The following is a 23,632-nucleotide window of genomic DNA, read 5'->3' as shown; positions in this document are numbered from 1 at the left end:
ATCATTGCGGCCTGCCGGTCGTCGTCGGGTTAATCGACGGTTAATCGCCAGCCGCCATTGTGTTTTCCACTTGCTTCGTTCTAAGGCTTTATCCATGCGTCGATTGTTTTTGCTGTGGCTGTTCCTGATCGCGGGCCTGGCCCAGGCCGCCAATCCCTTCGAAACCAAACCCGATTTCCTGCCGGTGGAAAAGGCGTTCGTGTTTACCTCCGAACGCCTGGACTCCGGTGAAACCCAGCTGTTCTGGCAGATCGCCGATGGGTACTACTTGTACCAGCAGCGGCTCAAGTTCGATGGCCTGGCCGAGGCGCAAAAACCCCAGCTGCCGGAGGGTGAAGCCCACAGCGACGAGTTTTTCGGCGACCAGCAGGTCTATCGCCAAGCGCTGGAGCTGAAGATTCCGGCCGGTGCCACGGGCAAGATCAAGGTCGGCTTCCAGGGCTGCGCCGACGCCGGCCTGTGCTATCCACCCCAGACCCAAGTGGTCGACCTGGGTGGCAGCGCACCGGTGGCGGCCAGCGGCGAGGCGCCGGACCAGGCCCTGGCCAGCGGCCTGCAACAACGGGCCCTGGGCTGGAGCCTGTTGGTGTTCTTCGGCCTGGGCCTGCTATTGGCGTTCACCCCCTGTTCGCTGCCGATGCTGCCGATCCTGGCCGGGTTGGTGGTAGGCAGCGGTGCAGGACCGAGACGCGGCCTGGCCTTGGCCGGCAGCTACGTGATCAGCATGGCCCTGGTGTACGCCGCCATGGGCGTGCTCGCCGCGCTGCTGGGCGCCAACCTCCAGGCGCTGCTGCAACAACCGTGGCTGCTGGGCAGCTTCGCAGCCGTATTCGTGTTGCTGGCGCTGCCCATGTTCGGCTTCTTCGAATTGCAATTGCCGGCCGCCCTGCGTGACCGCCTGGAAAACGCCGGGCGCCAGCGCCGCGGTGGCAGCCTGGTGGGCGCCGGCATTCTCGGGGCGCTGTCCGGCCTGTTGGTGGGCCCGTGCATGACCGCGCCGCTGGCCGGTGCGCTGCTGTATATCGCCCAGAGCGGCAATGCGCTGCACGGCGGGCTGATCCTGTTCACCATGGGCATCGGCATGGGCCTGCCGCTGTTGCTGTTGGTGACCGTGGGCAACCGCTTCCTGCCCAAGCCCGGCGCCTGGATGAACCTGCTCAAGGGTGTGTTCGGCTTCCTGTTCCTGGGCACCGCGCTGCTGATGATTCGCCCGATCATCGACGGTTCGTTGTGGGTCGGCCTGTGGGGCGTGCTGTTGTTGATCGCCGCCTACAGCGCCTGGCGCCAGACCGAAGGGTTCGGCCGCATCGCCTATGTCTGCGGCAGCGCCTCGTTGCTGTTCGGCTTGTGGGGCAGCCTGCTGGTGATTGGCGCAGCGGGCGGCGGCGATGACTTCTTCCAGCCCCTGAAGGTCTACGCCGGCACCGAGGGCCGCGCGACCGTCAGTGCCCACGACGCGTTCGTCACGGTCAGCGAGCCCGCCGCCCTGCAACGGGAACTGGACGCCGCCAAGACCCAGGGCCAGTGGGTGCTGCTGGACTACTACGCCGACTGGTGCGTGTCCTGCAAGATCATGGAAAAACAGGTCTTCGGCCGCAGCGAAGTGCTCGACGCCCTGAGCGGTGTGCGCCTGCTGCGCCTGGACGTCACCGCCGACAGCCCCGCCAGCCGCGAACTGCTGGGCCGTTACCAAGTGCCGGGGCCGCCGAGCCTGCTGTGGATCGGCGCCGACGGTGAAGAACGCCGCAGCCAGCGGATCACCGGGGAAGTCGACGCCAAGGCATTCCTGGAGCGCTGGAACCTCACCCGGGACGCGCGCTGATGCTGACGTTTACCTTGGGCACCTTTGCCATTGCCCTCAACCACCTGTTGCTCATCAGCGCCCTGGCGCTGGCGACCTTCGTCGGCTGGCGGGTGGCCAAGCGCGGTGGCGAAAACCCCGAGTCGGTGCTGTTCGTGCTGTTTCTCCTGGGGCTGCTGGCCGCACGGATCGGCTTCGTCGTCGCCTATTGGCAACATTACCGGGACGACCCGTGGCAGATCGTCGACCTGCGCGACGGTGGCTTCCTGGCCTGGCCGGGCATCGTGGCGCTGCTGATTGGCGCCTTGTTGTGGGCCCGCCGCCGTCCGCCCCTGCGCCGGCCATTGGGCTTCGGCGTCGGCAGCGGCTTGCTGTTCTGGCTGGTGGCGACCCTGTCGCTGACAATTTATGAACAAGGCACCCGGCTGCCGGACATCACCCTGCGCACCGCCGACGGCGAGACCGTGAAACTCACCGATTACCAGGGCGGCCCCCTGGTGATCAATCTATGGGCCACCTGGTGCCCGCCCTGCCGCCGTGAAATGCCGGTGCTCGAAGAAGCCCAGCAACAGCGTCCGGACCTGACCTTCCTGTTCGTCAATCAGGCCGAAAGCATGCAAAGCGTCAGCACCTACCTTGCCACCCAAGGCCTGAGCCTGGACAACATGTTGTTCGATGGCAGCGGCCGCCTCGGCCAGGCCGTCGGCTCCATGGCCCTGCCGACCACCCTGTTCTACAGCGCCGACGGTCGCCTGCTGGGCAGCCACCTGGGGGAATTGTCGGAAGCGAGCCTGGCTCGCGCCTTGGAAAACTTCGAAACGCCGGACTCGTCCACGACGCCCCACTCCGCCACAAGGAAAACGCCATGCCCCGCCTCCGCCACCTGCTGACCCTGGCCGTTGCCGCCGCACTGTCGCAGGCCCCGCTGCTCCAGGCCGAAGAATTGCCTGCAGCGATCAAGAAGATCGAAGCCAAGGGCGCAAAAATCATCGGCACCTTCGACGCGCCGGACGGCTTGCGCGGTTATGCGGCGCAATACCAGAACCGTGGCATGGCGCTGTACCTGACCCCGGATGGGCAACACGTCCTGCTGGGCAACCTGTACGACGCCGACGGCAAGGACCTGAGCGCCGAGCCACTGCAAAAACTGGTTTATGCACCGATGGCCAAGGCCATCTGGGCGAAGATGGAGGGTAGCAACTGGATCGCCGACGGCAACAAGGACGCACCACGCACGGTGTACCTGTTCAGCGATCCGAACTGCCCGTACTGCAACATGTTCTGGGAACAGGCACGGCCCTGGGTCAAGGCCGGCAAGGTGCAGTTGCGCCACATCATGGTGGGTATCATCCGCGAAGACAGCCCGGGTAAATCCGCCGCCTTGCTGGCGGCCAAGGACCCGGAAAAAGCCCTGGCCGAGCATGAAAAGGCCGGCAAGGGCAGCCCGCTCAAAGCGCTCAAGGACATACCGCCGGCCATCCAGGCAAAACTGGACGCCAACCAGCAGTTGATGGACGAGCTGGAACTGTCCGCCACCCCGGCGATTTTCTATCTGGATGAAAAAGGCGAGCTGCAACAGCAGCAAGGCGCGCCGTCGCCGGACAAACTGGTGAAGATTCTCGGGCCGAAGTAACGAGCCTCACTGTAGACCCCTGGTGGGAGCGAGCTTGCTCGCGATAGCGGCAGATCAGTCAGCATTGATGTGATAGACACACCGCAATCGCGAGCAAGCTCGCTCCCACATTGGATCTGCGTCGATCACAGGTCCCCTGTGGGAGCGACTTTGCTCGCGATAGCGGTGGATCAGCGACGCAAGAGTCCCAGCAACATCCGATTCACGAATTCCGAGTTCTCCAGATTGGAGATGTGCCCCGCCTCCGGAATCACCACATGGGGGCAACCGATCAACTCGGCCATCTCCAGCGACTCGGACGGTGGCCGCGGTTTGTCCTGGTCGCCAAACATCACCGTCGTGCGCTTGGCGTCCAGTTCATGCAGGCGCGGCAGGATGTCGTCCCGACCGAAAATGATCCGCCCCAGCGGCACGATGCTGTCGCGCAGGCGATCGGTCGGCAGCGCGGCCAGTGTGGCCCGGAACTGCTGGTAGAGCGCCGAATGCGGGTCGATCCCCGGCCGGAAAAAGATCGGCACGATGATGTCCAGCAAGGGTTCGGGAATACTGCCGCTGGCTTCGATCTTGTCGAACAGCGAGAAGTAATACTGGCGGGTCGCCTCCGGCTCGACGCCGACGTAGGTGTCCATCAATACCAGCGACTGCACGCGCCCAGGCGCCGCCAGCGCCAGCCGCGCACCCCACATCCCGCCCACCGAAAGCCCGACCAGGTTGAAGCAGTCGATGCCAAGGTAATCCATCGACGTCAACGCCTGACGGGCCAGGTCGTCCAGGGAGGTCATGCCCTCAGGCAAACACCCGGACTGGCCGTGGCCCCACAAGTCCAAGGCGATGACCCGATAATGCTGGGACAACACCTCGATCTGCGGCGCCCACATGGTGTGGTCCCACAGATAGCTGCTGCCCAGCAGCACCACCGGGCCCTGGCCTTGGTCCAGGTAGTGAAGCGGTTGTCCGTCAATGATTGCAAAGGGCATGGGTGACCTCCTTGTTTGGAAATGAATAGCCCAGGGAGACTGACGTGGCGGGTAGTCAGCGTCAACCGCCGGTATTGCGCCGCAACGACCTGTAAGACCTGACAGTAGAAATGCTCAGCCGCTGGGGATAGCTTGAAAACTCGACTACCAACGAAAGGAAGCATCATCATGACAAAAGCTGAGCTTGAAACCTTCGCCCGGGAACAGGTGGTTCTCTTGCAACCCAAAGCGGGCAATACAGAAAAAGCGTCCGGGCAAATAGCCAAGGGAAAGCTTCAGTTTTTTGAGGCCCTGGTGGCCGTCTATGGATCTACGCCGACCCCGGAACAACTCGGCCTGCTGGATGCCGTGAACGATACGATTCAAAAGCTCGGGGCTTTTGGACCCGACGTGACCTTTTTCACCAGGCCCGAGGCTTGTTGCGCTACGTCGTGACGCCTTCGCGAGCAAGCCCGCTCCCACATGGGATTTGTGTCGATCACAAACCCTGTGGGAGCGAGCTCGCTCGCGATGAGGTCTTCATAGACGCCGCAGAACTACATTCCTTCCAATTCCGCCATCAAATCATTCAACCGATCCACCTTCTCCTCGGTAATTTCGCTGGCCGCCAGCCCATCGATGTAGTCGGCCAGTTCCTGCACCGTGCTGCATTCGAACATCGCTCGCAGCGGTACGTTGCGTTGCAGGGCCTTTTGCACCCGTGAGGCGATTTGCGTCGCCAGCAGGGAATGGCCGCCCAGTTCGAAGAAGTTATCCCGCACCCCGACCCGCTCGACTTTCAGCACCTGGGCCCAGATGTCTGCCAGGGTCTGCTCCAGTTCATTGCCGGGCGCCTGGTAGTCCTGGCTTTGCAACTGGCCGATCTCCAGGGCCGGCAAGGCCTTGCGATCGAGCTTGCCGTTGGCGTTGAGGGGCAGGCGCTCGAGCCACAGCCAGTGCAGCGGCACCATGTATTCCGGCAGTTCGGCCCGCAGGCGCTGCTTGATGCGCTCCAGGCGCTCGGCGGGTTTCAGCGCCGAGTCGGTGGCGACGAGGTAGCCCACCAGATGCTTGCCATTGACGCCCTCCTGCACGGCCACCGCCCCATGGCGCACTTCTGGCTGTTCATGCAAGCGCGCTTCGATTTCCCCCAGCTCGATGCGGTAGCCGCGGATTTTCACCTGATGGTCGATGCGCCCGACGTACTCCAACACCCCGTCGCGGCGCCGCCGCGCCAGGTCGCCGGTACGGTACAGCCGCTCCCCTGGCGCGCCGAACGGGTTCGGCACAAAGACCGGGGCGGTGCGCAACGGATCGCTGACATAACCACGCCCGATCCCGGTGCCCGCCACGCACAACTCACCCACCGCCCCCAGCGGTACCAGGTCCAGCGCGCCGTCGAGCAGGTACAGACGATTGTTGTCGGTGGGCGTGCCAATCGGCAGATACGTACCACGGGTCGAGGCCAGGTCGACCCGGAAGAACGCCACGTCGTCGGAGCATTCCGCCGGGCCGTAGGCGTTGACCAGGCCGATGTCCGGGTAACGCAACAACCACTGGTGCGCCAGTTCCGGCGGCATCGCTTCGCCGGTGGGCAGCATCCAGCGTAAGCCGTCCAGCCCGATGCGTTCCTGGGCGAGCATGCCCTGGATCAGCGACGGCACGCTTTCCAGCACGCTAATGCCCTGCTGCTGTACATGCTCCAGCAGCCCTTGCGGGTCGTGGGCAATGGCGTTGGGCACGATGTCGACCCGGGCACCGAACAACGGCGCGGCGAGGAACTGCCAGACCGAAATATCGAAGCTTTGCGAAGCCGTCTGGGCAATCACATCCGCCTCGCTCAGCGCCAGGTACGGCACTTTGCTCAGTTGGTTGTTGAGCATGCCCCGCTGCTCCACCATCACGCCTTTGGGCAGGCCGGTGGAGCCGGAGGTGTAGATCACGTAGGCGAGGTTATCCGGCCCGCTGTAGACCCCTGGGTTTTCCAGCGAAAGAGCGCTGGCCTGGACGGTTTCCCACACCAGCAACTTTGGCCGCGCGGAACAGGCGAATTCGTCCAGCAACGCCTGGGCCTGGGCCTCGCAGGCCTGGGTGCAGACCAGCAACGGCGTGCGACTCAATTCGATGATGCGGCTCAGGCGCTGGCTCGGCAGGCCCGGGTCCAGCGGCAGGTAGCCGGCGCCGGCCTTGAAGCTGCCGATGATCATGCCCAGCAACTCGGCATCCCGTTCGGCCAGCAGCGCCACGGGCTGGTCCAGGCCGACACCGGCAGCGATCAGGGCGTGGCCGAGGCGGTTGCTGCGTGCATTCAACTCGGCGTAGCTGTAGCTCGCGTCCAGGCAACTGACCGCAGGGCGGTGCGGATGGGCCGCAACCCGCGCCTCGAACAGCTCGACGTAGCTCTGCTCCAACGGATAGGCATGCTCGCTCTGGTTGCAGCCCTCGATGAGGAAATCCTGTTCTTGAGCACCGATCAGCGGCAGCTCGCTCATGTCGCCGTGCAAGCCCTCCATCAACGCCAGCAGCAACCGCTTGAACTCGCCGAGCAGCCCCTGGACGGTGCTTTCATCGAAGTAGCGCTGGTCGTACGAAAGGTGCAGCCCCAGGTCATCGCCCGGATAGCAGACCGCCGTCAGCGGGAAATTGGTGTGGGTCCGGCCCGAGTCCGAAGTGGCGTTGAGGCTTTGGGCGCGGTCCAGCACCGAGACCTCCACCGGCGCATTCTCGAACACGAACAAACTGTCGAACAGCGGCTGGCCCTTGGGCAGTTCGCTGACCTCCTGGATGCTCACCAGCGGCAGGTATTCGTACTCGCGCAGTTGCATGTTGCTGTCCAGCAAATCGCTGAGCCACTGGCGCACGCTGCAGCGCTGATGGTCCTCAGGCATCTGCACGCGCAAGGCGATGCTGTTGATGAACAGCCCCACGGTGCGTTGCATCTGCGGCAGCTCCACCGGGCGCCCGGCCACGGTGACGCCGAACAACACATCGCGGTCGCCGCTGACCCGTCGCAGCACCAGGGCCCACGCCGCCTGGGCGAACGTGTTGACCGTCAGTTGCTGAGCCTGTGCCAGCTCCCGCAGCCGCGCACCGTCCCGGGCATCGAGACGGGTGTAGCAGTCGCCGACGATCATGCCGCCACTGTCACCGGCGTGCTCACGCAGGAGCGGCCGGTCGCCAGGGATCGGGGTGGTTCGCTCGAAGCCTTGCAGGTTGCGCTGCCACCACTGGCGGGCTTCGGCCAGGCTCTGGTGCTGCAACCAGCCGATGTAGTCGCGATAGCGCGGTGGCACGGTCAACTGCGGTTCGCGGTTTTCACCCAGGGCGGTGTAGATCTCGAAGAAGTCGTCCATCAGCAGCGAACGGCACCACGCATCGATGAGGATGTGGTGGTTGCTCATCATGAACCAGTAGCGCGCCGCGCCGACCCGAATCAGTCGCAGGTGAAACGGCGCCTGGTTCAACAGATCGAAACCGGCCTCGCGCTCGTTCTTGAGCAGGACCTGGAGCTTGGCTTCCTGGGCGTCTTCGGGCACCTCGGACCAGTCGAGATAATCCACCGGCGTGCTGCCCGGCTTGTGGATGATTTGCAGCATGTCTTCGCCGACGTTCCAGCAGAACGACGCGCGCAAGGCTTCATGCCGGGCGATGACCGCCTGCCAGGCCTGGGCAAAACGCTGCGGGTCCAGTTCGCTGTTGATGCGATAGCGATCCTGCATGTAGTACAGGCCCGTGCCCGGTTCCAGCAAGGTGTGCAACAGCATGCCTTCCTGCATCGGCGTCAGCGGGTAGACGTCTTCGATCTGCCCGGCCGGCACCGGCAGGCTGTCGAGCTGGCCCTGGGTCAGCTTCGCCAGGGGGAAGTCCGATGGCGTCAGGCCGCCCGCCTCGTCCGTCAGGCAGTGCTCGATCAGGCGTTGCAACTCATCGAGGTAGGCCTCGGCCAGGGTAGCGATAGCCTGACGATCATGCCGTTCACGGCTGAACGTCCAGCGCAGCACCAACTCGCCACCGCTGACCTGGCTGTCGACACTCAGCTCATTAGGCAGCGGCGCCTCGGGATCGTGGATCGCCCCCAACGGCGCATCCAGCGGCTGGAACAGCGCATCCTGACCGAGGGTCTGGTCGAGCTGGCCCAGGTAGTTGAAGGTGATCGCCGCATGCGGCAAGTTGGCCATCGTCTGGCGAGTCGTCGCGTCGGCCAGGTAGCGCAATACGCCATGGCCGAGGCCCTTGTGGGGCACCGCGCGCAATTGTTCCTTGATGGCCTTGATCGACGCTCCGAAGCCTTCGGCCGCTGGGCTCAGGCGTATGGGATAGACGCTGGTGAACCAGCCGACGGTGCGGGTCAGGTCGATGTCGTCGAACAGCGCTTCGCGGCCATGGCCTTCGAGCTGGACCAGGGCCGATGCGTGACCACTCCAGCGGCACAGCACCCGGGCCAGCGCCGTGAGCAGCAGGTCGTTGACCTGGGTGCGATAGGCGCTCGGCGCCTGTTGCAACAGTTGCCGGGTGCGCTCGGCGTCCAGGCGTACGCTGACGGTTTCAGCATGACGTTCCTGCAGCCCGCCCTCGGGATTCACGCACGGCAGCTGCACCTGCGCGCCACTCAACTGCGCTTGCCACCACCCCAGTTCTTCGCGCAGGGATTCGCTGCCGGCGTAAGCCTGCAAACGCGCGGCCCAGTCCCGCAATGGGCTGGTCTTGGCCGACAGTTGTACTTCCTGCCCGGTGGTGAGCTGGCGGTAGACGGTTTGCAGATCGTCCATCAGCACCCGCCACGACACACCGTCGACCACCAGGTGATGGATGACGATCAGCAACCGTTGCTGGCCATCGGGTAACTGCGCCAGCACTGCGCGCAGCAATGGCCCGGTTGATAGATTGAAACGGCTCTGCGTCTCGGCAAACAACGCTTCGCAATCCTGCGCGGTGTCCACGGACACGTGCCGCAACAGCGCCGCGTCAGACAACGACTGATGCTCGGCCCGCCAGTGCCCGGCGCTTTCGTCGAAGCCCAGGCGCAAGGCATCGTGGTGCTGGAAGACGCTGCGCAGTGCCTGCTCCAGCGGTTGCGGCGCCAGGGCCGTGGTCGGCGCCAGCACCAGCGCCTGGTTCCAGTGGTGCTGGTTGGGGATCCGGCGCTCGAAGAACCAGTGCTGGATCGGCGTCAGCCCGGACTCACCCTGCAACAGGCCCTGCTCGGCAAGCACCTGCTGGCTGCGCGTGGCGACCGCGGCCAGGGTCTGCACGGTCTGGTGCTGGAACAAGTCCCGGGGAGTGAAATGAATGCCCTGCTGCCGGGCGCGGCTGACCACCTGGATGGACAGGATCGAATCGCCGCCCAGCTCGAAGAAGTTATCGTTGAGGCCCACTTGCCCGACGTTCAGCACGTCGCACCAGATCGCCGCCAGGGTCTGCTCCAGGGCATTGCTCGGCGCCACGTAGTGTTGGCGATTGAGTTCGGGATCGGGCAGCGGCAAGGCGCGGCGGTCGAGCTTGCCGTTGGCGGTCAGCGGCATGCTCGCCAGCAGGATCAGGTGCGTGGGCACCATGTAATCCGGCAACTGTGCCTTGAGGTGGTTTTTCAAGGCTTCGCGCAGGGTCGCTTGTTGCTCGCCGCCCTGTTCGGCGACCTCGGTCACCAGGTAACCCGCCAGTTGCTTGCCCCCCGGCGTGTCGAGGGCCAGTACCACGGCCTCGCGCACCGCGTCATGTTCCAGCAGGCGGGTTTCGATTTCTCCCAGTTCGATGCGGAAGCCGCGGATTTTCACCTGATGGTCGATCCGCCCCAGGTATTCCACCAGACCGTCGGCACCCTGGCGCACCAGGTCGCCGGTGCGATAGAGGCGTCCGCCCTCGGTGGCGAACGGGTCGGCGACGAAACGCTCGGCGGTCATCCCCGGACGCTGGTGATAACCCTGGGCCAGACCGGCGCCGCCCACATACAACTCACCTGTGGCACCTTGGGGCACCAACGCCAGGTCGGCGTCGAGGATGTACGCCATGCGGGCGCCAATCACGCTGCCAATCGGCACACTGGCCGCGCCCTCTTCCAGTCGCTCCGGAGCCAGGCTCGCCAACGGCATGACCACGGTTTCGGTCGGGCCATAGGCGTTGAAGAACAGGCTTGGGTTGAACGCCGCGCGAATGCGCTGCAAATGCTCGCCCGTCAGGGCTTCGCCGCCGGTGATGCACATGCGCACCGGCAAGGTCTGGCCCTGGGTCGCCAGCCACTGCGCCAACTGGCTACCGTAACTGGGCGTGAAGCCAAGGATGTTGATGCGATGCCGGCGAATCAGCCCGCAGATTTCCTCGGCGTCCCATTGGCCCTGGGCCCGCAGCACCACGTGGGCGCCACTGAGCAATGGCACCAGCAGGCGTTCGGTGGCCGCATCGAAGTTGATGGAATAGAAATGCAGCTCGCAATCGTCCGGGCGCATGCCGAAACGCTGGATCACCGCTTGGCAATGCATGGCGATTTCACCGTGGGACACCACCACACCCTTGGGCTTGCCGGTGGAGCCGGAGGTGTAGATCAGGTACGCCTGGTGTTGCGGCAGGTTGATCAGCGGCAGCGGCTGATCCGGGTATTGGGCCAGGGCCGCCGAATCATCTTCCAGGCACCAGCAGCCCACGCCCTCGGGTAACGCACCGAGGGCCTGGAACATCGCCCGGTCACTGAGCAGCAGGCTGACGCCGCTGTCCTCGATCATGTAGCTCAAGCGGTCCAGCGGGTATTCCGGGTCCAGCGGCACGTAGGCGCCGCCGGCCTTGAGGATCGCCAGCAGGCCGATGACCATTTCCAGCGAACGCTCCAGGGCCAGGCCCACCCGCACCTGCGGCCCGACGCCTCGCTCGCGCAGCATCCAGGCCAGGCGATTGGCGCGGCTGTCCAGTTGCGCATACGTCAGGGTCTGCCCGGCGAACGTCAGCGCTGGTGCGTCGGGACGCATCCGCGCCTGTTCGTCGAACAGTGCGTGGAGGCATTGGTCCAGGCGATGCTCACCGGGCTCGACGCCCAGGCTGTCGAGCAGCTGTTGCTGCTCGCGGGTGTCCAGCAACGGCAGTTCGCTCAGGCGTCGGGCCGGATCGACCAGCAACGCTTCCAACAGATTGCGCCAGTGCCCAGCCATGCGCGCGATGCGCGGCTCGTCGAACAGGTCGGTGCTGTAGGTCAAACAGCAACCCAGGCGCTGATCCAGGTCGGTGACTTCCAGGTTGAGGTCGAACTTGGTGGCCCGGGCGTCATTAACCAGGTATTCCACCGTCATGCCGGCCAGCGTGCGGCTCTGCTGGAACTCCCAGCGCTGCACGTTGCACATCACCTGGAACAGCGGGTTGTACGCCGCACTGCGCGGCGGTTGCAGGGCTTCCACCAGATGATCGAACGGCAAATCCTGGTGGGACTGGCCTTCGATGACGGTGTGGCGCACCTGCTCGAACAGTTCGCCCACCGACATCTGCCCGTCGAGCTGGCAACGCAACACCTGGGTATTGAGGAACGCGCCGATCAGCCCTTCGCTTTCCGGACGGATGCGGTTCGCCACCGGCGCGCCGATGCGCAGGTCGGTCTGGCCACTGTAGCGATAGAGCAACACGGCCAGGGCCGCGGTCATGGTCATGAACAGGGTCAGGCCCTGTTGCGCGTTGAAGGCACGGACCCGCGCCGCCAAATCATCGTTGAGGTCGAAACGGAACAATTCACCGCGATGACTTTGCACCGATGGACGCGGACGGTCACCGGGCAGTTCCAGCAGCGGGTGTTCGCGGCCCAGTTGCGCGGTCCAATAGTCGAGTTGTCGCTGACGCTCGCCGGACTCCAGCCACTGACGCTGCCAGACGCTGTAGTCCAGGTACTGCACCGGCAACGGTTCCAGAGGCGATTCACGATCGTCGATAAAGGCTTCGTACAGCGCGCTCAGTTCACGGGCGAAAATGTCCATCGCCCAGCCTTCGGTGACGATGTGGTGCAGCGTCAGCACAAAGTAATGCTCATGCTCGGCGGTCTTGACCAGGCAGGCCCGCAGCAGCGGCCCGGTTTCCAGGTCGAAGGGCTGGTGGGCTTCGCTGTCCGCCAGTTGCTGCACCCGCTGCTGGCGGACGTCGGCGGCCAGCCTCGAGAAGTCCTTCCAGTCCATGCACAGGCCCGTCTCGCCGTGCACCTGCTGGCGAGCCACGCCGTCGATGCTCGGGAACGTGGTGCGCAGGGTTTCGTGGCGCAGGATCAACGCCTGCAAGGCCGCCTCGAAGCGGCCGACATCCAACACCCCGCGCAAGCGCGCCATGCCACCGACGTTGTAGGCCGGGCTGTCCGGCTCCATCTGCCAGAGAAACCACATGCGCTGCTGGGAATAGGACAGCGGCACTGGTTGGCTGCGGTCGACCTTCTCGATGGGCGGCTGGCGGTTGGTCTGGCCGCTGGCCTGGATCAAGCGCACTTGTTCAGCGAAGGCTCCCAGCTCACTGGCCTCGAACAAAGTGCGCAGCGGCAGCTCGACGTCACAGGTTTGGCGGGTGCGGGAAATGATCTGGGTCGCCAGCAGCGAATGGCCGCCGAGGGCAAAGAAATCGTCCCGCAGGCCGATGCACGCAAGACCCAGCACGTCGCGCCAGATGCCGGCGATTTGTTGCTCCAGGGCGCTGGCCGGCTCGACGTGCTCGCGCACCTGCCACTGCGGTTCGGGCAAGGCACGGCGGTCGAGCTTGCCGCTCGGGCCCAGGGGCATGGTCTCCAGACGCAGCAGTTGGGTGGGCACCATGTAGTCGGGCAGCTCGGCGGCCAGGGCGGTTTTGAGTCGAATGTTCAACGCGTCCTGGTCCTGAGCGACATCCGGGGCGGTGTAATAGCCGATCAACTGCGGGCCGGCCGAGGTGTCGCGCACCAACACCGCCACTTGGGCGACGCCGTCCTGGGCCAATAGGCGCGCTTCAACTTCCTGCAGCTCGACCCGGAAACCGCGCAGCTTGACCTGCTGGTCGAGGCGGCCGAGGTACTCGATCACGCCGTCGGCGTTCCAACGCGCGCGGTCGCCGGTACGGTACAACCGCGCACCGGCCGGCCCCAATGGGTCGGCGACGAAACGCTCGGCGCTCAGGCCCGGACGGCCGAGGTAACCCCGGGCCAGGCCCAGGCCGCCGATGCACAGCTCGCCGGGCACACCGGCCGGCACGAGATTGAGCTCGCTGTCGAGTACCCGGCACAGGACGTTGCCCAGGGGACGGCCGATCGGCGAGCGCTCGCCATCGGCCTCGGTGCAATGCCAATGGGTGACGTTAATCGCGGTTTCGGTCGGGCCGTAGCGGTTGTGCAGTTGCACCGCCGGCAGTTGCGCCAACACCCGGTTGCGCAGTTCGGCGGGCAAGGCTTCGCCACCAGAGAACAACCGACGCAGGCTGCTGCAACGGGCGCTCAGGGGCTCATCGACAAACAGGCTGAGCAACGGCGGTACGAAGTGCAACGTGGTCACGCCAAACTGCTGCACCAACTGGGCGATGCGGTGCGGGTCACGGTGCTCTCCGGGGCCAGCCAATACCAGTTGGCTGCCGCTGATCAGTGGCCAAAAGCACTCCCAGACCGACACGTCAAAACTGATCGGCGCTTTTTGCATCAGCACATCACTGGCATCCAGCCCGTAGGTCGCTTGCATCCATTGCAGGCGCTCGGCCAGGGCCGCGTGAGTATTGCCGACGCCTTTGGGCTGGCCGGTGGAGCCGGAGGTGTAGATCACGTAGGCCAGGTGGTCGCCGTGCAGGTGCAAGCCCGGCGGATTGCTCGGCCATTGCTCCAGGTGCAGGGCGTCCATGGCGATGACACTGACACCGTCGCAAGCCGGCAAACGCTCGAGCAGCGCGGTTTGGGTCAGCAGCAAGTCGACGCCACTGTCGTGGAGCATGTAGGCCAAGCGTTCGGCCGGGTAGTCCGCATCCAGCGGCACATAGGCGCCGCCGGCCTTGATGATGGCCAGCACACCGATGAGCAACTGCGGCGAACGCTCGGCGGCAATCGCCACGCACACGTCCGGGCCAACGCCCTTGTCCCGCAGGTAATGGGCCAGGCGATTGGCCTGGGCGTGCAGCTCGGCATAATCGAGTTGACCACCGTCCCAGCGCAACGCAGTGCGTTGCGGCGTGCAGCGGGCCTGTTCGTGCAACAGCTCCGGCAGCCATTGGCTGGCCGGCGCGCACGGGGCCGCGCTCCATTGCTGCTGTTGGCTGTGTTCATCGGCGCCCAATAACGGCACATCGCCGATGGCTTGCTGAGGATCGGCACAGACCGCCCGCAGCAGGTTGCAATAATGCGCCGCCAGCCGCTCGATGGTTGCCGCCTCGAACAGTTCGTCGGCGTAGTCGAACGACAACGTCAGCCGGCCGTTGCGATCTTCTTCGCTGTGCAGTTGCAGGTCGAACTTGGCTTCGCGGCTGTGCCACGGCAACTCCTCGGCCAGCAACCCCGGCAGGCGCCGCAAGGCACTCAAGTCACGCTGCTGGTGGTTGAACATCACCTGGAACAGGCCTTGTTCACGCGCCTCGGGAAACGCTTCGAGCAATTGTTCGAACGGCAAGTCCTGGTGGGCCTGGGCACCGAGTGTGGCTTCTCGGGCCTGGGCCAGCAGCGCAGCGAATGGCTGACGTGAATCGACCTGCCCACGCAGCACCTGGGTGTTGATGAAGAAGCCGATCAGGCCCTGGGTTTCCAGGCGCGGACGGTTGGCGTTGGGCACGCCGATGCGAATGTCGGATTGGCCGGTGTAACGCTGCAACAGCGCCTGGAAGGCTGCCAGCAACAGCATGAACGGCGTTGCGTCGTGAGCCTGGGCCACTTGGCGCAAGGTATCGCCGAGGCCCTTGTCCAGGCGCAGGCTATGCCGTGCGGCACTGCGCTGGCGTTGAGCGCTGCGCGGGTGATCCGTGCCCAGCACCAGGGCCGAATGTTCCGCGCCCAGTTGCTGCTTCCAGTAGCTCAGTTGGCGCTCGGCCTCGCCCTGGGCGAGCCACTGGCGCTGCCAACTGCCGTAGTCGGCGTATTGCAAGGACAACGGCACCAGACCGGCGACCTGGCCTTGGGACGCAGCGGCGTACAGCCGGGAAAACTCTTCGACCAACACGTTCATCGACCAGCCGTCGGCGATGATGTGATGCAGTGTCACCAGCAGCTGATGGTCATCCTCGTCGAGACGCAACAGGCTGACCCGCAGCAGCGGCCCCTTCTCCAGATCGAACGGCGTGGCCGCTTCGTCTTCTCGAACCTGCCGCGCCCGGGCTTCGCGCGAGTCGGCAGGCAGGTCGCCAAGGTCGATGACACGCAGCTTGAATTCACCGGCCGGATCGACCTGTTGCAGGGCCACGCCATCCCGCTCCAGGAACCGCGTGCGCAGGGACTCATGACGCTCGATCAATTGCTGGAAGCTGGTGCGCAACGCGTCTTCGTCCAGCTCGCCGCGCAGGTGCAAGGCGCCGGGAATGTTGTAGGCATGGCTCGCCGGATCGAGCTGCCAGGTAATCCACAAACGGTTCTGGGCCAGGGATTGCGGCAACGCATCGTCGCGCGACAATGCGCTGATCGCGCCTTGAGGCTGGCCGCCGTCCTGTTGCTGGTTCGCCACCGCTGTGGCGAACGCAACCAGGGTCGGGGCTTCGAACAGCAGGCGCAGGTTCAACTCCAGCCCCAGGGTTTCCCGTAGCCGTGCGATCACCTGGGTGGCGGCGATGGAGTTGCCGCCCAGCAGAAAGAAATGATCGTCAGCCTGGACGTGTTCGACCTGCAGCTGCTCCCGCCAGATTTGGCCGATGAGCGTTTGCAGCTCGGATGACGGCGCAGATTCGTCAGCGACTTCTGCCTCGGCTGACGGGAACTGTGCATAACTGTCCAAGCTGCCGTCGGCCAATCGACTGCGGCACGCCGAGCGTTGCAACTTGCCGCTGGAGGTCTTGGGCAACGCGCCGGGATTGAGCAGCACCACCACGCTCGGGGCTTGCTGGCAGGCCTCGGCCACGGCCTGGCGAATGGCTTTGATCAAGGCTTCGGGCGGGAGGATTTTCTGCACGCTGCGGCTGATTTCCGCAGCGATGCCGATGCCTTCCTCGCCGTTATCGTTGACCGCGAACGCGGCCACGCGGCCCCTGCGCACCACCTCCACTTCGCGCTCGATGGTTTGCTCGATGTCCTGGGGATAGAGGTTATGCCCGCGCACGATCAGCAGGTCTTTCAGGCGACCGGTGATGAACAGCTCGCCACCGCGCAGGAAACCCAAGTCACCGGTACGCAGCCAGGTCCGCCCGTCGTGCTGGACAAAGGTCTTGGCGCTGGCTTCAGGGTTGCGCCAGTAGCCCAATGCGATGCTCGGGCCGGCGGCCCAGACTTCACCGACCTGATGGTCGGCCAACGGCTGCAACGTGGCGGGCTCGACGATCAGCACCGCGTGTCCGGGCTGGCTGACACCACAACTCATCACCGCACTGCCCTGCCCCGGCTCGGCACGGTTTTGCGCCAGGGCCGCATCGTCCACCCGCAGCGAAGGAATGCCGTGGCGGCGTGGCGTGCCGGCGACGAACAGCGTCGCTTCGGCCAGGCCGTAAGAGGCCATGAAATTGTCCGGCGTGAAGCCGCACGGGGCGAACTTCTCGGCAAACCGCTCCAGCGTGTCGAGGCGGATCGGCTCGGAACCGGAATAGGCCACGCGCCAGCTGCTCAGGTCGAGACGTTGCTGGGCCGAATCACTGACCCGTTCGCTGCACAGCCGATAGGCGAAGTCCGGGCCACCGCTGATGGTGCCGCCGTACTCACTGATCGCTTCGAGCCAGCGCAGGGGTCGGGCCAGGAAGTAGGCCGGCGACATCAATACGCACGGAACGCCGCTGAACACCGGCTGCAACAAGCCACCGATCAAACCCATGTCGTGGTACAGCGGCAGCCAGCTGACGATGACGTCATCGGGGTTCAGGTCGATGCCGAAGCCATGACGGATCAGCAGTTCGTTGGCCACCAGGTTGCCGTGGCTGACCTGCACGCCCTTGGGCAACGCGGTGGAGCCGGAGGTGTATTGCAGGAAGGCAATGTCGTCGTCCTGCAGCGTCGGCATCCGCCATTGCCCGGCGTGGGCCGGGTCGAGGGTATCGACGCACAACACCGGCGGTGCCGATTCGATGGCTTGCAATGGCTCGCGCAGATCGCTGCTGGTGAGCAACAGGCGCGGTTCGGCGTCTTTGAGGATCGACAGCAAACGCTCCTGATGGTGGCGACGGGCGGACTCCGGCGGATAGGCCGGCACGGCAATCACCCCGGCGTAGAGGCAGCCAAAGAACGCCGCGACATAATCCGGGCCGCTGGGGAACAGCAGCACGGCGCGATCCCCCAGCGCGGCCTCGGCCTGCAAAGCGCCGGCGATGGTCCGGGCGCGCAGGTCCAGGTCGCGATAACTCAACACCACACCCTGCCCAGGGGTGTCGGCGAGGAAGCGCAGGGCCACCCGGTCCGGCGTCAACGCGGCGCGGCGCTGGAGGGCATGAGCCAGGGTGATGGGGAGTTCGAACGCGTCGGTCATGGGGGGTTCCTGCCTGGATTCGGCTTGCAAGTTGTCACCCATGGGAACGGATAGTCCCGACAAATAATTAGTCGAGGAGCCTACTCACCGAAGCAGCGCACCGAAGCATCCGACGGCCACGCGTCGCGGCAATGGGTCGCAGCACCGAGGCTGGACTTCATTACATCAATAATTCTTCTTCTCAATTGACAATCATTATCATTAAGCCTAATTTGGCGCTCGATGTGTAGGACGAGTGCGGCATCCGGACGTCCCGCTAACTTTTTGCAGCAAGGTGAATTCCATGACGGAACAAGTATCCACAAGCAGGTGCGACTCACCGTTACTCCAGGCATTCGTGGACAACCGATTGATCCTGGTCAAGATCGCGGCACGTATTACCGGCTGCCGATCCCGTGCGGAGGATGTGGTGCAGGACGCGTTTTTCCGGCTGCAATCGGCGCCGCAGATCACCTCCTCGTTCAAGGCGCAGCTCAGCTATCTGTTCCAGATCGTGCGCAACCTGGCGATCGACCACTACCGCAAGCAGGCGCTGGAACAGAAATACTCGGGGCCGGAAGAGGAAGGGTTGAACGTGGTGATCCAGGGTGCTTCGCCAGAAACCTCCCATATCAACTTCTCCACGCTGGAGCACATCGCCGACGCGCTGACCGAGCTGCCCAGCCGCACCCGCTATGCCTTCGAGATGTATCGCCTGCATGGCGTGCCACAGAAGGACATCGCCAAGGAACTGGGCGTCTCGCCGACCCTGGTGAACTTCATGATCCGCGATGCCCTGGTGCATTGCCGCAAGGTGTCGGGGGTTCGGGGGGATACCTTCGCCCGGCGGTAACTTGCGGTGGTTTTGCCGGCCTCATCGCGAGCAAGCTCGCTCCCACAGAGGAATTCAGTGACCACAAAAACTGTGGGAGCGAGCTTGCTCGCGATGAGGCCCTAAGGCCCTGTCCCCCCTACATCAACCCACACCGATCAAAAAACCGCTCACGCCCCAGGATCATCAGCGCCGCGCGCTTGTGGGGGAAATCGAATTCCTTTTCACAATGGAAGCACTGGTTGTGCAGGTGCCCGATCATCCGGGCATTGTCGGCCCGGGGCTCGGCGACCACGCGCAGGGTGCGCGGATCGTCCAGGAACAGGTAATGCACCAGCGCCGACAACCAACTGGCCACCTTGTGCGGTCCCCGGTGTTGCTCTTCACCCACCAGCATGTGGATGCCGCGATCGTAGTTGCCGGCGTCATAGAACGGCGCGATCCGATCCTCCTTGGCCCAATAGGCTTCGAAGTAAGCGAACGGCTGGTCATCGAAACAACCGATCAGGGTCAAGACCCGGGGATCGGCCTGCAGCTTGCCCAGGTACTCGCGGTGCTGTTCCAGGCTGCCCTCCTCCTGCCAGAAACTCGCCACCCGCGGGCTGTTCTGCCAGCGGTTGAAACGCGTAAGGTCCTGCTCGATTTCCAGGGTGCGCAAGGACACCCAGGCCCCCAGCCGCGCATCGAAACGCCGGTACACCTCGCCACGGGGCTTGATGGGCCGGCGTGGATGGCGCTGGCCATCGGTGATGGTCATGTGTTGCGGGTAGCTGCCGTTGAACGACACTCCCAGCCAGGGCTGCGGCAATTGCCAGAACATCGTGCGCTCGCAAATGTATTCACCGGCACGTTCAGTGGCCGTCAACAAACCGCTGAGCAAGGCTTCGCCGGGGCGCTCGTCGAGGTGCCAGGTCAGGCGCTGGCAATCGGGGTCGCGAGCAAACAGCCAATAGCAGGCCGCCCACAGCGCCGGGCCGACCGGGCGGTCGTTGATTTCCTGCAAGTGCACGTGCAACTCGGGACCGCGCGCAAGGCGCAGCCGGATCAGCGGCGCACCTTCGAGCATCAGGCTCAGGTGGCGTTCGGTTTCATCGGCGCCGAGGCGACGGCCGCCGGGCAAGGGCAGCGTCGTCGGGTGGTTGAGGTTGGACATGGGAGGGGCTCGCGTATTCGTCGGTAGTCAACGAGGGACGTGAGCCAGGAAGGGAAATTTAGTGGCGCGTTCAATGGGAATGCGTGGGCACCAGATGAATCTGGTAGGGCTGGAAAATCTTCAGCAACTGACCGTTATCCCGCAACATTTGCAGCAACTGCGCAAACGCCTCACTGGAAATGGGCGCCTGCGGGCGGATCAACGCGTAATGGTGGTAAACCTGATCGATGCGTTCAGACACCAGCAATTGCGGGCCGACTTCGGGATTGCGCAATACGTAATCGTTGAGGTACGAACGGGTCACCAAGGCGATATCCGCACGCCCACGCAAGACCATCAGCAGGTTGCTGTCATGGGAATACGTCAGCGTGGCGTTGTATTGGCCGGCGAGGAACTTGGGGTCGGCGTTGAATTCGGCGAAGGCGTAGTGATAACCGCTGAACAGGGCCAGGCGCTTGCCCCTGAGGTCGGTGAAATAACTTTGCGCTCGATCCGGCTCGCGCTGCGCGACGAAGACTTCCGCATCCTCCAGGCCCATGTCCACCGAGGTGTGCGGCACATCTTGCCAGCCCCACTCGGGGTTCTCGAAGATCGCCATGTCGACCCGGCCCTGCTTGAAATCATTGAAGCGGCGCGGGATCGATGTCGGCACCAGCACGAACTGATAGTCGGTTTGCGCCTGGTTCAAGGCCTCCACCATTTGCGGCAGCAGGCCGGTGTCGGCGCCGTTTTCGGGACGAACGGTATAAGGCGGAAAATGCGCCGCGCCGATCCGTACCAGTTGCGCTGCCTCGGTCGGCAGCGCCAGGAAAACGGCCAGAACAGCCAGCAGCAGACGCGAGGTCATCCCCATCGGCGAAAACGTCAAGATAACCCACTCCCCAAAAGTCCCATCAATAACAATCAAGCTAGGCGGTTTCAGCCACTTAGCCAGCCACACACGGTCATTCAAGGCATTGCTCGATTATTGTTTTTCTTCAAGCACCAGGATCAGGGCTTGCTCGGCCAGCTCATCGAGACTCAGGCTGCCTTCGGCGCGAAACCAGGTGGTGGTCCAGGACAACGCTCCCGTGAGGAACCGCCGGGTAATGGACACGTCTCCACGAATATACCCGGCCTCCTTGGCCTGGCCCAGGACCTCGAGCCACAAGTCTTCATAAATATCACGCAGGGCCAGCACGTGCCGCTGTCCGTCCTGCGATAGCGAACGCCATTCATAGACCAGCACCGCCATGGCCTCACCGGTGCCGCCCATGATCGACTGCAATTCGCAGCGGATCAGCGCCAATACCCGCTCACGCACGCTGTCGGCCTCGGCCAGGGCGGCGCGCATCAATGCGGTGTTGTAGCGGATGGTTTCTTCCATCACCGCCCGCAGGATTTCGTCCTTGCTCTTGAAATGGTGAAAGATGCTGCCCGACTGGATGCCCACGGCACTGGCCAGGTCACGCACCGTGGTGCGCTCGAAGCCTTTGTTGCGAAACAGGTGGGCGGCGGTCTGGAGCAGTTTGCCGCGAGCACTGTCCGGGTCGGTCAGTTGCCCGTTGTCGACCAGCTCCCGCATCACGCTCAGGGCTTTTTGCTCGTCCACCCATTATCTCCTACAGTCGATCAACCCACGCGCGAGCATTGCACATCAAACCATCAGTGGCGCGGGCAATTTAAGCTGACCGAGGCAACCAAGCAAGCGCTCGGCCAGAAGAACCAGCGGTCGTTTACAAACCAAGCGCTTGCTTGGTAGTCTCGAGCCACCTTTGCCGGAGGGAACGCCATGCCCAAAACGATCCGTATCGGTTGCGCCAGCGCCTTCTGGGGCGATACCTGTACTGCGGCGGCGCAACTGGTCGAGGGCGGGGCGCTGGATTACCTGGTGTTCGATTACCTGGCCGAGGTGACGATGTCGATCATGGCGGGAGCGCGGCTGAAGGATTCTTCGAGCGGCTATGCCACGGACTTCATCGAGGTCCTCACACCGCTGCTACAGCGTTTGCAGGACGACGGCATCCGCGTCATCAGCAACGCCGGCGGGGTCAACCCCCAGGCCTGTGCGAAGGCCCTGCAAGCGGCCTGCGATCAGGCGGGCGTGCCGTTGAAGATCGCCGTGCTGCTGGGCGATGACCTGCAACCGCAATTCGAACGGCTCGCCGCCCAGGGCATCCGTGAAATGTTCAGTGGCGAGCCCCTGCCCTGCGCGTGCGTGTCGATCAACGCCTACCTTGGCGCGCCCGGCATTGTCGAGGCGTTGCGCCTGGGGGCCGATGTCGTGATCACCGGTCGAGTGGTGGACAGCGCCGTGGTCAGCGCCGCCCTGGTGCATGAATTCGGCTGGGCCTGGGACGATTACGACCGATTGGCCCAGGCCGCACTGGCCGGGCACCTGATCGAGTGCGGCGCCCAGTGCACGGGCGGCAACTTCACCGACTGGCAGCAAGTGCCGGATTATGAGCACATCGGCTTTCCCATCGTCGAGGTCAGCGCCGACGGCCAATTCACGGTTACCAAAACCGAAGGCAGCGGCGGATTGGTCACGCCATTGACCGTCGGCGAGCAGTTGCTCTACGAAATCGGCGACCCGCAAGGCTATCTGTTGCCGGACGTGATCTGTGATTTCAGCCACGTCAGGTTGATCCAGCAAGGCAAGCACGCCGTGCGCGTCCACGGCGCCAAGGGCTTGCCGCCCACCGATCAATACAAGGTCAGCGCCACCTGGCCGGACGGCTGGCGCTGCACCGCCACCTGCCTGATCGCCGGCATTGATGCGGTGGCCAAGGCTGAACGGGTCAGCCAGGCAATCGTCGCCAAGACCTCACAGATTTTCAGCCAACGTGGCTGGGCGCCCTACAGCGAAGTGAACATTGAACTGCTGGGCAGCGAAGCCACTTACGGCCAGCACGGCCAGCGCCGGGACAGCCGTGAGGTGGTGATCAAGCTGGCGGTACGGCACCCGGACAAACAGCCGCTGGTGCTGTTTTCCAGGGAAATCGCCCAAGCCGCCACCGGCATGGCGCCGGGGCTGACGGGTCTGGTCGGCGGTCGGCCGACGGTGTCGCCGTTGATTCGCCTGTTCTCGTTCCTGATCGACAAAACCACTTGCCGGCTCGACATCGAACTCGACGGCCAGCGTCACCCTTGCCCCCTGCCCACTTTCGAACCGCTACGCACCGTCGATCTGCCGGTCGCCCCGGATGTGCCCAAACCCCAGGGCCGGGCCGATGCCAGCGTGCCGCTGGTCAAACTGGCGGTGGCGCGCTCCGGCGACAAGGGCAACCACAGCAATATTGGCGTGATCGCCCGGGAACCCGAATACCTGCCCTGGATCGCCGAAGCGCTGACGCCGGAGGTGATGGTCGATTGGATGAGCCACGTGCTCGACCCGCGGTTGGGCCGGGTCGAACGCTGGTATCTGCCGGGCACCCACAGTTTGAATTTCCTGCTGGAAAACGCCCTCGGCGGCGGCGGTGTCGCCAGCCTGCGCATTGATCCCCAGGGCAAGGCGTTCGCCCAGCAGTTGCTGGAAATCCAGATTCCGGTGCCGCAACACATTGCCGACCGGGTCAACGCCTCCCCACACCGCCCTGATGCATGCCTGACCCGTAGGAGCTGACGAGTGCAACGAGGCTGCGATCTTGTCCCGGACAATTGAGTCGCGAGCGAAAGATAAAAATCAAGATCAAAAGATCGCAGCCTTCGGCAGCTCCTACAGGGGGGGCGATTTTGCGCTAATCCGTTCGAGC

11 protein-coding genes are annotated in these 23,632 nt (G+C 64.3%); 6 read left to right on the top strand and 5 right to left on the bottom strand.

From position 1 onward, the window contains the following. Positions 1 to 94: 94 nt before the first annotated feature. Genes dsbD through dsbG form a run of 3 tightly spaced genes read left to right on the top strand, consistent with a single transcriptional unit; the run spans position 95 to position 3,434 of the window. Positions 95 to 1,822, top strand: coding sequence for a protein-disulfide reductase DsbD (dsbD, locus tag LOY50_RS08835; protein ID WP_253472758.1), 1,728 nt, complete (start codon positions 95 to 97; stop codon positions 1,820 to 1,822). Continuing rightward, positions 1,822 to 2,691 carry a TlpA disulfide reductase family protein gene (locus LOY50_RS08830; protein WP_258690646.1) on the top strand — a complete coding sequence of 290 codons (870 nt, stop codon included), beginning with the start codon at positions 1,822 to 1,824 and terminating at the stop codon, positions 2,689 to 2,691. Before dsbD ends, LOY50_RS08830 begins: the two co-directional genes overlap by 1 nt. Further along, entirely contained in the window at positions 2,667 to 3,434 is a 768-nt protein-coding gene (gene dsbG / locus LOY50_RS08825; protein WP_253472751.1) for a thiol:disulfide interchange protein DsbG, read from the top strand. The genes LOY50_RS08830 and dsbG overlap by 25 nt, the downstream gene beginning before the upstream one ends. A gap of 170 nt (positions 3,435 to 3,604) precedes the next feature. On the opposite strand, the gene LOY50_RS08820 is transcribed toward dsbG, so the two are convergent. Continuing rightward, the gene (locus tag LOY50_RS08820; RefSeq protein WP_258690645.1) at positions 3,605 to 4,411 is read right to left on the bottom strand and encodes an alpha/beta fold hydrolase; all 807 of its coding nucleotides are present in this window, start codon (positions 4,409 to 4,411) and stop codon (positions 3,605 to 3,607) included. Positions 4,412 to 4,579: 168 nt separating this feature from the next. Here LOY50_RS08820 and LOY50_RS08815 point away from each other — a divergent pair, with 168 nt between their 5' ends. Further along, the gene (locus LOY50_RS08815) at positions 4,580 to 4,846 is read left to right on the top strand and encodes a hypothetical protein (protein ID WP_024619516.1); all 267 of its coding nucleotides are present in this window, start codon (positions 4,580 to 4,582) and stop codon (positions 4,844 to 4,846) included. 101 nt (positions 4,847 to 4,947) lie between these two features. Here the strand turns inward: LOY50_RS08815 and LOY50_RS08810 are convergent, their stop codons facing one another. Beyond that, positions 4,948 to 17,934, bottom strand: coding sequence for a non-ribosomal peptide synthetase (locus LOY50_RS08810; RefSeq protein WP_258690644.1), 12,987 nt, complete (start codon positions 17,932 to 17,934; stop codon positions 4,948 to 4,950). A gap of 283 nt (positions 17,935 to 18,217) precedes the next feature. On the opposite strand from LOY50_RS08810, the gene LOY50_RS08805 reads away from it, so the two are divergent. Further along, positions 18,218 to 18,766, top strand: a complete 549-nt coding sequence (locus LOY50_RS08805; protein ID WP_024619408.1) for an RNA polymerase factor sigma-70 — start codon at positions 18,218 to 18,220, stop codon at positions 18,764 to 18,766. A 118-nt stretch (positions 18,767 to 18,884) separates the two neighbouring features. Here LOY50_RS08805 and LOY50_RS08800 read toward each other — a convergent pair whose 3' ends face one another. The 3 genes from LOY50_RS08800 to LOY50_RS08790 form a co-directional block, all read right to left on the bottom strand. Next, entirely contained in the window at positions 18,885 to 19,898 is a 1,014-nt protein-coding gene (locus LOY50_RS08800) for a GNAT family N-acetyltransferase (protein WP_258690643.1), read from the bottom strand. A gap of 70 nt (positions 19,899 to 19,968) precedes the next feature. Further along, a complete protein-coding gene (locus LOY50_RS08795; protein ID WP_253478464.1) occupies positions 19,969 to 20,745 on the bottom strand; it encodes an ABC transporter substrate-binding protein in 777 nt (258 codons plus the stop codon). Positions 20,746 to 20,862: 117 nt separating this feature from the next. Continuing rightward, complete coding sequence (locus LOY50_RS08790; protein ID WP_258690642.1) at positions 20,863 to 21,489, bottom strand: TetR/AcrR family transcriptional regulator; 627 nt, start codon at positions 21,487 to 21,489, stop codon at positions 20,863 to 20,865. A gap of 180 nt (positions 21,490 to 21,669) precedes the next feature. Between LOY50_RS08790 and LOY50_RS08785 the strand changes: the two genes are divergently transcribed. Continuing rightward, a complete protein-coding gene (locus LOY50_RS08785; protein ID WP_258690641.1) occupies positions 21,670 to 23,502 on the top strand; it encodes an acyclic terpene utilization AtuA family protein in 1,833 nt (610 codons plus the stop codon). Positions 23,503 to 23,632: the final 130 nt, after the last annotated feature.

It is taken from the genome of Pseudomonas sp. B21-010, assembly GCF_024749325.1.
Taxonomy (GTDB): domain Bacteria; phylum Pseudomonadota; class Gammaproteobacteria; order Pseudomonadales; family Pseudomonadaceae; genus Aquipseudomonas; species Aquipseudomonas kilonensis.
This window is presented reverse-complemented; position numbering and strand designations above follow the sequence as displayed.